8 protein-coding genes are annotated in these 7,036 nt (G+C 55.6%); 2 read left to right on the top strand and 6 right to left on the bottom strand.

The genetic code is table 11. From position 1 onward, the window contains the following. Window positions 1–393: 393 nt before the first annotated feature. Window positions 394–549 carry a hypothetical protein gene (locus R6U41_RS02055; RefSeq protein ID WP_410268171.1) on the bottom strand — a complete coding sequence of 52 codons (156 nt, stop codon included), beginning with the start codon at window positions 547–549 and terminating at the stop codon, window positions 394–396. Between R6U41_RS02055 and R6U41_RS02050 the strand changes: the two genes are divergently transcribed. Continuing rightward, on the top strand, window positions 548–2,221 hold the full coding sequence (locus R6U41_RS02050) for a chloride channel protein (RefSeq protein ID WP_410268170.1): 1,674 nt from the start codon (window positions 548–550) through the stop codon (window positions 2,219–2,221). The two genes, R6U41_RS02055 and R6U41_RS02050, sit on opposite strands and share 2 nt — an antisense overlap. Before the next feature lie 62 nt (window positions 2,222–2,283). Beyond that, window positions 2,284–3,114, top strand: a complete 831-nt coding sequence (locus R6U41_RS02045; RefSeq protein ID WP_410268169.1) for a universal stress protein — start codon at window positions 2,284–2,286, stop codon at window positions 3,112–3,114. A 39-nt stretch (window positions 3,115–3,153) separates the two neighbouring features. Here the strand turns inward: R6U41_RS02045 and murI are convergent, their stop codons facing one another. The 5 genes from murI to dnaX form a co-directional block, all read right to left on the bottom strand. Then, window positions 3,154–3,945, bottom strand: a complete 792-nt coding sequence (murI, locus tag R6U41_RS02040; protein ID WP_410268168.1) for a glutamate racemase — start codon at window positions 3,943–3,945, stop codon at window positions 3,154–3,156. Continuing rightward, entirely contained in the window at window positions 3,942–4,391 is a 450-nt protein-coding gene (locus tag R6U41_RS02035) for a YkgJ family cysteine cluster protein (protein WP_410268167.1), read from the bottom strand. The genes murI and R6U41_RS02035 overlap by 4 nt, the downstream gene beginning before the upstream one ends. Then, the gene (recR, locus tag R6U41_RS02030) at window positions 4,381–4,980 is read right to left on the bottom strand and encodes a recombination mediator RecR (protein WP_410268166.1); all 600 of its coding nucleotides are present in this window, start codon (window positions 4,978–4,980) and stop codon (window positions 4,381–4,383) included. The genes R6U41_RS02035 and recR overlap by 11 nt, the downstream gene beginning before the upstream one ends. 26 nt (window positions 4,981–5,006) lie before the next feature. Continuing rightward, window positions 5,007–5,318, bottom strand: coding sequence for a YbaB/EbfC family nucleoid-associated protein (locus tag R6U41_RS02025; RefSeq protein WP_410268165.1), 312 nt, complete (start codon window positions 5,316–5,318; stop codon window positions 5,007–5,009). Further along, the coding region (dnaX, locus tag R6U41_RS02020; protein WP_410268164.1) for a DNA polymerase III subunit gamma/tau at window positions 5,315–7,036 on the bottom strand (1,722 nt) is incomplete at its 5' end. The genes dnaX and R6U41_RS02025, both read right to left, overlap by 4 nt.

Below are 7,036 nucleotides of genomic sequence, written 5' to 3'. Positions count from 1 at the left end.
GCCCGCGGGGGTTGACAGCTGCACGCTTACCAACGCCACCGATGAAACCGGGGCATACGTCCGGTTTAAAAAGGACCCTGAAAAGGTGGCGCGGTTTGTGGAACAAGCCAGGAGGGCGGCACGGGAAACAGGAACATAACCAGAAAAATTCGAAGCACGAAATCCGAAACCAGAAGCGCAAAATTCGAAATCCGAATATCGAATATCGAAACAAATTCGAAATCCGAATATCAAATGTCCAAAACACAGACAAAACTTGCTTTTACGGTGAAAATGTATTTGCTACTAGAAATTAGACTGTCTTGTTTTGGTAATTTGAATTTTGATAATTGATGGCGCCGTAAAAAGTCCAATATCTGCGTTACGCGCAATTTCTCAGAATTTCACGTACGACTAAGTACGCTGCATTCTTCGAAATTGCGCAAGCCTTGATCTTGAACTTTTTACGGCACCATCTAAAATCAGACTTTTTACAAGTTCATCAACATTGGCTTTGTTTTCAGGATCAAAAATTTGGCGAACGCCTTCCAGGTGGGTGTGGTTTCGCATGGACGATCGCCTGCTGTTGATCGCCATCGGCGCCCTGGTGGGCGTGTGCAGCGGCCTGGCAGCAGTGGCGCTGAATACGGGACTTCATTTCATGGCCGGAGCTTTGTCCGGTCTGCGCGCCCACTGGTGGCTGTTTGTGCTGCCGGGCATCGGGGCGATGCTGTCCTCATTGTTTCTTGAAAAGGTGATCCGGGAAGGCGCCGGCCACGGCGTGCCCGAGGTGGTCTACAGTGTATCGCGCCACGGTGGTCTGATGCGGCTGCGCTCTGCTTTTTCCCGGCTGGTTTCCTCGTGCCTGACCATCGGCAGCGGCGGCTCGGCGGGCCCGGAAGCTCCCGTGGTCATGAGCGGGGCATCCATCGGCTCCAATGTTGCCCAGTTTTTTTCCCTAAACGAACGCCAGCGCATCGCCCTTGTCGGATGCGGTTCTGCGGGCGCGCTGGCGGCCATTTTCAATGCCCCGATTGCCGGGCTGGTGTTTACCATTGAGATTATCGTGGGCGAGTGGTCCGCCCGCAATATCGTTCCCATTGCCGTGGCTTCCGTGGCTGGCGCCCAGGTCAGCCGGCTCCTTCAGGGAAATCAGATCGCCTTTACTCACCTTCGCTTTGAGGTGGGGATAACGGCAACGCTTGCCGCCATCGGTCTGGCTGCTGTCACCGCCCTTGTCTCCATTGCTTTGACCCGGGCTTTGCGGGGATCCCATCATGTTTCCGGAAAATTTCCGCTGCCCTTTTGGGCGCGGGCCTTTTTGGGCGGATGCGTGGTGGGGGCAATCGGGCTGATGCTGCCGGAAGTGCTCGGCGAGGGGTATCATTCCATCCGCCAGATGGTGGAGGGCTCCTTTACCCCTGGCCTGGGTCTGGTGCTTTTGCTGGTGGCCGCCAAGATCGCGGCCACGTCTTTTACCCTGGGCTGGGGCGGATCCGGTGGCATATTTGCCCCGTGCTTGGTCATCGGCAGTTTCTCCGGGCTCATGTATCACCGGTTTCTGGAAATGCTCTGGCCGGGGTTGTCTCTGGTCAACGAGGGGTGTTTTGCGCTTCTGGGAATGGCGGGCTTGGTCAGCGGGATTTTGCAGGCCCCTTTGACCGGAATTTTTTTGATTGTCGAGATCACCGGCGGATATGAGACCATTCTGCCGCTGATCCTGGTCTCAGCCCTGTCCACAACAATCTGCCATGCCTGGGAACCGGCATCCTTTTATTTCCGGGACTTGGTGGAAAAGGGGCAATACCTGCGGCCCAGAACCGATGCCAAGGTGCTGGCGGATTTAAGCATTGCCGAACTCGTGGAGAGCGACTGCAAAACAGTGCCCCGCAGCATGCGGCTCGGCGAGTTTATCCGGGTGATCCAGCAGTCTCACAGAAATTATTTCCCCGTGGTGGATCCGGAAACCGGGCAATTCGAAGGCATGATCCATCTCGATGATATCCGGCCGTACCTGTTTGATCCGCTGCTCTATGAAACGGTTTTTCTTGAGCAGATCATGGAGACAGACGTTGAGACCGTCGACATTCATGACGAGCTTTCAGGGGTGCTTGCCCGAATGGATGCAAAGGGCTTGTTCAGCATGCCGGTGGTATCGGCCGACCGGTTTATCGGCATGATTTCCAAGGCCACCCTGCTGGACAAGTATAGAAACGAATTAATGGTCCAGACCCTTCACTAACCCCTGGGGCCAGGCCGGTTTGCCTCCGGCTGAGAGCGGGCCGCAATAAAAGGAGATGCGCCATGGAAATGCAGATGCTCCACATTTTTCGAAACACCCCCCTGGGCAGGGAAATGCTGCTGCAATCGGCTTATTTTTGCAAACAGCTGGAAATCCTGCCGCTGATCTACATTCCCGATTATGTCAAGTTTTTGATGTATTTTGAAAACGACGTGGTTCAGGTGGATCTGGATGGCTCCTATTTAAAGGCCCCGGACAGTGCAAAAGCGCATGCCTCCGAGATCGTGCAGGGCATGGGCCTGCCGCAGCCCAGGTTTTTTGCCCCCAAACATTTTACCGCCTCCACCCTGCCGGATCTTCCCGTGGATTTTGATTTCATGTGCTGTCCCAGAAGCATCTCGGATCTGTCCTCGAAAATCGGCCTGGGATATATCGGCCCCCGGGTGCGGCGCATTGTCAAGTCCGCCCGATTTCCCGTGCTGATCCCAAGCGCGGTTTACAAGCCGTGGACAAGCATTGCCGTACTGTTTGGGGGCTCCTCCAACGCGGTCAAGGCATTGCGCCTGGGCATCCGTCTCAGCCGCCGCTGCGGACTGCCCCTGGACGTGTTTTCCCATCCGGAAAGCCGTTCCCGGCTGGATTACGAAAACATTATGCAGGAGGCCGGGCTCAAGGACGATTTTGATAACTACGTGCGCACATGGCGAATTTTTGAAAACCGGCCCTTTGCGGAAAACCTGTATGAAATCCCCCACGATGCCCTGCTGGTTCTGGGCGCCTACGGTCACGGCTTAATCAAGGAACTGCTTTTCGGCTCCACCATGGAGATCGTGCAGACGGTTTCGCCCAACAGCATGCTGATTGTGGGCCCCAATTACCGGGCAATTATATGATACCGGATAAAAATTTGAATCACTCAGTTCAGGTGAGATTCAGAGATGGAGATCCACCCGGTTTAATTCAATTGGGCGCCGGATCACACTTTTTGCGGTTTTTTGAAACTGGCGGGTGATATCAGACACGTAAAACCGGGTTGTGCCGTTTTTGCCCAGCCTGGCATTTGTTTCCGGGTTGTCTGTTAAAAACTGCCGGATCTGCCCGGCCAGGGCCACAGAGGAGTCGATGATGCGTACCTTTTTGCCGATTTTATGGGCGATGATCGGCTTGATTACCGGATAATGGGTGCAGCCGAGAATCAGGGTGTCAATCTGTCTGACCTTTAAGGGGTGGACGTATTTTTTGACAATCATTCGGGTTTCAGGCTTGTTTGTCCAGCCTTCCTCCACCAGGGGCACCAGCAGGGGGCAGGCTGCGGAATGAACTTTTGTCTCAGGGCTGCGCCGGCGGATTTTTTCCTCGTAGATGCCGCTTTCAATGGTGGCCCGGGTGCCGATCACACCGATGATGTTTTTGCGCGTCTGTTCCAGGGCCAGGTCCACGGCCGGACTGATGACTTCATAAATGGGCAGGTTAAACCGGTCCTGGAGGGTTTGGGTGGCCACGCTGGAGGCGGTGTTGCAGGCCATGACAATGATTTTGGCCCCTTTTTCAATCAGAAACTCGGTGTTCTGGATGGAATATTCCACCACTGTGCGGCCGCTTTTGTTGCCGTACGGAGTCCGGGCCGTATCCCCGAAATAAACAATGTCATGGTCGGGAAGCGCGTCCATGACTGCCCGGACCACGGTGAGCCCGCCGATGCCGGAGTCAAATATGCCGATCATGAGCGTTTCCCGTCAGCCGATGAACCGGATTGCCGGTTTCGCATGGCGTCGCGTTTGTCGAGTTTTTCGCGCACGCAGCGCAGGATGTCGTCTTTGTCAAAGCCCGTGCGCATGCCCGGGCAGGCTTCTGCCATAACATACCAGCCCGCGGGGTTTTTCAACAGGTTTTCAATAAACGGCCAGGCCCGGCACATTCGGGGTTTGACCGGGTGGATGGTGCAGAGCTGATCCCAGAACATGCAGAATCCGTCGTCCTTTTGCGCCAGCACGTAGCCGCCGGCAGACGGTGTGCAGTACCGGCAAAGAAAAACGTCTTCTGAAATGCCCAGGTATGCGGCAATGTTTTTAATGTCGGTGCGGGTAATATAGGTACCCCCGTAACCACGGCAGCACTGGCCGCACTGCTGGCATTCAAACAAGTCTTCCGGGGTGATTTCAGACCGCACGCCGGGCCTCCATGGCTTTTTTCAGGGTCACCTGGTCGATATACTTGAGCTCCCCGCCCATGGGAACCCCGGAAGCAATCCGGGTGACGTTGACCTCAAAGGATTTTAAGGCCTTGTCAATATAGTCGGCCGTGGCCTCGCCCTCCACGCTGGTGCTCGTGGCAATCACGACTTCCTTGACAGAGCCTGCGCGCACCCGGGCAACAAGCTCCCGGATGCGGATCTCCTCCGGGCCGATTCCGTCCATAGGAGAAATCAGCCCCTGGAGCACATGGTAGACCCCGGTAAATGCCCCGGATTTTTCAATTGCCGCCATGTCCGCCGGGCTTTCCACAACGCAGACAAGGCCGCTGTTGCGGCCCGGATCCCGGCAGATGGCGCAGGTTTCCTGATCGCTGAGGCAGAAACAGGTCTTGCAGACCGTGACCTGTTTTTTCAGCTCCCCGATGCTTTTGGAAAGGGCTGCAACTTCAGTATCCGGTGCGCTCAGCAGGTACATGGCAAAGCGCTCCGCAGATTTCTGACCGATTCCGGGCAGTTTGCAGAACTGCCGAATAAGCCGGTACATGGCTTCTGGATAGTGTTTCATGAAAACGGGCTGCCTTTTTTCACGCCTTACATCATGCCCGGAAGATTCATGCCGCCGGTGAGCTTGTTCATTTCTTCAGAAACCATTTCCTGGGCGCGGCCCAGGGCGTCGTTGACCGCCGCGAGCACGAGGTCCTGGAGCATTTCCACGTCCTCGGGGTCCACCACTTCCTTTTCAATCTGAATCGAGACCACCTGCTGCTTGCCGTTGGCCACGGCCTTGACCATGCCCCCGCCTGCAGTGGCTTCGATGGTTTTGTCGGCCATTTCCTCCTGCAGCTTGGCCATTTTATCCTGCAGCTGCTGGGCCTGCTTCATGAGTTTTCCCATATTCTTCATTGTGTATTTCCTCCTGCGGGCAATATTTTGATATCTACAATTTTGCCGTTAAATGTTTTGACCGCCGCTTCCACCAGGGGGTGGTTTAATGCCTCTTCCCTGAGGGTTTTGGCTTCCTGTCTGCGTTTTTCCGAATGGTTGGCCTCTCTGGAAATATTGAGCTCCACCCGAATATTTTTTCCCAGAAATTCGCTGCAGAGCTGCTCCATGCGGGTGATGTTTTTTTTCTGGTCAAGGAGCTCGATGTTGTTGCCTGATGACTTGATATCAATGACCAGGCGCCTGCCGTTTATCTCCCGGAGTTCGCTTTCGCCCATGCATGCGGCCAGAGATGGTTTTTGGGCTGCAATATGGTTTTTTAATGCCGCCCACAATGCCTCGTTGGTTTCATAGCCGGCAGCGGGGTTTTCGGATGTTGATGCTCTTTCCGGGTCGCCGGGTTCCGGCTCCGGCTCAGGTGCTGGCTCAGGTGCAGTTTCCGGCTCAGGCTCCGGGACCGGCCCGGGGCCGGGATGCAGGTTTTCTGGTAAAGCCGCGGGCTCCGGGTTCCGGGGCTTGGATGCCGCCTCCGGCACGGCATTTACCGGAAGAGGTCCGCCCATTTCCTGTCTGAGCTGGTCGAGCTTTTCAATGAGCGTATCCATGGACATGGCCGGCCGGATCTGCAGGAGCTTGAAAAAGGTCATCTCCAGCGCATGCCTGGGCGAGACAGACTGTCTGATCCGCCACTCGTCGGAAAACAGGGTGTTGACGATCTGGCTGAGATAGGGCTCGCTGACATGCTCCACCTGCTTGGCCATTTGTTTTTTTTCATGTTCAGGCACGTCTGTAAGGCTTTTTTCCGCCCCGCCCATTTTGATCAGCAGCAGGTTTCTGAAATGCACGATCAGCTCGGAATAAAACCGCAGCAAATGCCGGCCCTGGCGGTAGAGGGCGTCACAAATGCCCACAAGGGCGGCGGCATTGCCGGAAAAAAGGGCGTCTGCGGCATCAAAAAGCACCTGGCGGTCAATGACCCCGAGCATTTCCACCACCTGCTCATCTGAAACCTGTTCGGAACTGCAGGTGACAATCTGGTCGAGAAGGCTTAACCCGTCGCGGATGCTGCCGTCTGCCTCCCGGGCAATAACGGCGAGGGCGTTTTGACTGATCTGCATCTGTTCTTGCCTGCAGATTTCCGCCATGTGGGCTGTGATATCGTCAATAGCCACCCGCCGGAAGTCGTAGCGCTGGCACCGGGAGAGGATGGTGACCGGGATCTTGTTGGGCTCTGTGGTGGCAAAGAAAAACAGCACATGGGCCGGGGGTTCTTCCAGGGTTTTTAACAAGGCGTTGAAGGCCGCATCACTGAGCATGTGAACTTCGTCAATGATAAAAATCTTATACGGGCTGGAAGAGGGCTTGTATTTTGCGGTTTCCCGAAGTTCCCGGACGTTTTCCACCTTGTTGTTGGACGCACCGTCGATTTCAAACACATCAGCGGCATTGCTGGTGGTGATTTCCTTACAGGAGGGGCATTGGTTGCAGGGCTTGTCCGTGGGACCGTTATGGCAGTTCACGCATTTTGCCAGGATCCGCGCAACAGTGGTTTTGCCCGTGCCCCGGGGGCCGGAAAACAAAATGGCATGAGCCATGCGCCCGGTGGTGACCGCATTGGCCAGGCTGCGGGTGATATGGGCCTGGCCGATGACATCGTCAAACTGCTGCGGACGGTATTT

This window comes from Desulfosalsimonas sp., from assembly GCF_046483245.1.
In the GTDB taxonomy this organism is placed as follows: Bacteria; Desulfobacterota; Desulfobacteria; order Desulfobacterales; family Desulfosalsimonadaceae; genus Desulfosalsimonas.
Note: the sequence above shows the minus strand (reverse complement) of the source record. Positions and strands in the feature narration are given on the sequence as shown.

What these genes read in the sequence shown, in the direction of transcription:
- R6U41_RS02050 (WP_410268170.1), top strand. Translation starts at nt 548, where the DNA reads ATGGACGATCGCCTGCTGTTGATCGCCATCGGCGCCCTGGTGGGCGTG.
- R6U41_RS02055 (WP_410268171.1), bottom strand. Translation starts at nt 549, where the DNA reads ATGCGAAACCACACCCACCTGGAAGGCGTTCGCCAAATTTTTGATCCT.
- R6U41_RS02045 (WP_410268169.1), top strand. Translation starts at nt 2,284, where the DNA reads ATGGAAATGCAGATGCTCCACATTTTTCGAAACACCCCCCTGGGCAGG.
- murI (WP_410268168.1), bottom strand. Translation starts at nt 3,945, where the DNA reads ATGATCGGCATATTTGACTCCGGCATCGGCGGGCTCACCGTGGTCCGG.
- recR (WP_410268166.1), bottom strand. Translation starts at nt 4,980, where the DNA reads ATGAAACACTATCCAGAAGCCATGTACCGGCTTATTCGGCAGTTCTGC.
- R6U41_RS02025 (WP_410268165.1), bottom strand. Translation starts at nt 5,318, where the DNA reads ATGAAGAATATGGGAAAACTCATGAAGCAGGCCCAGCAGCTGCAGGAT.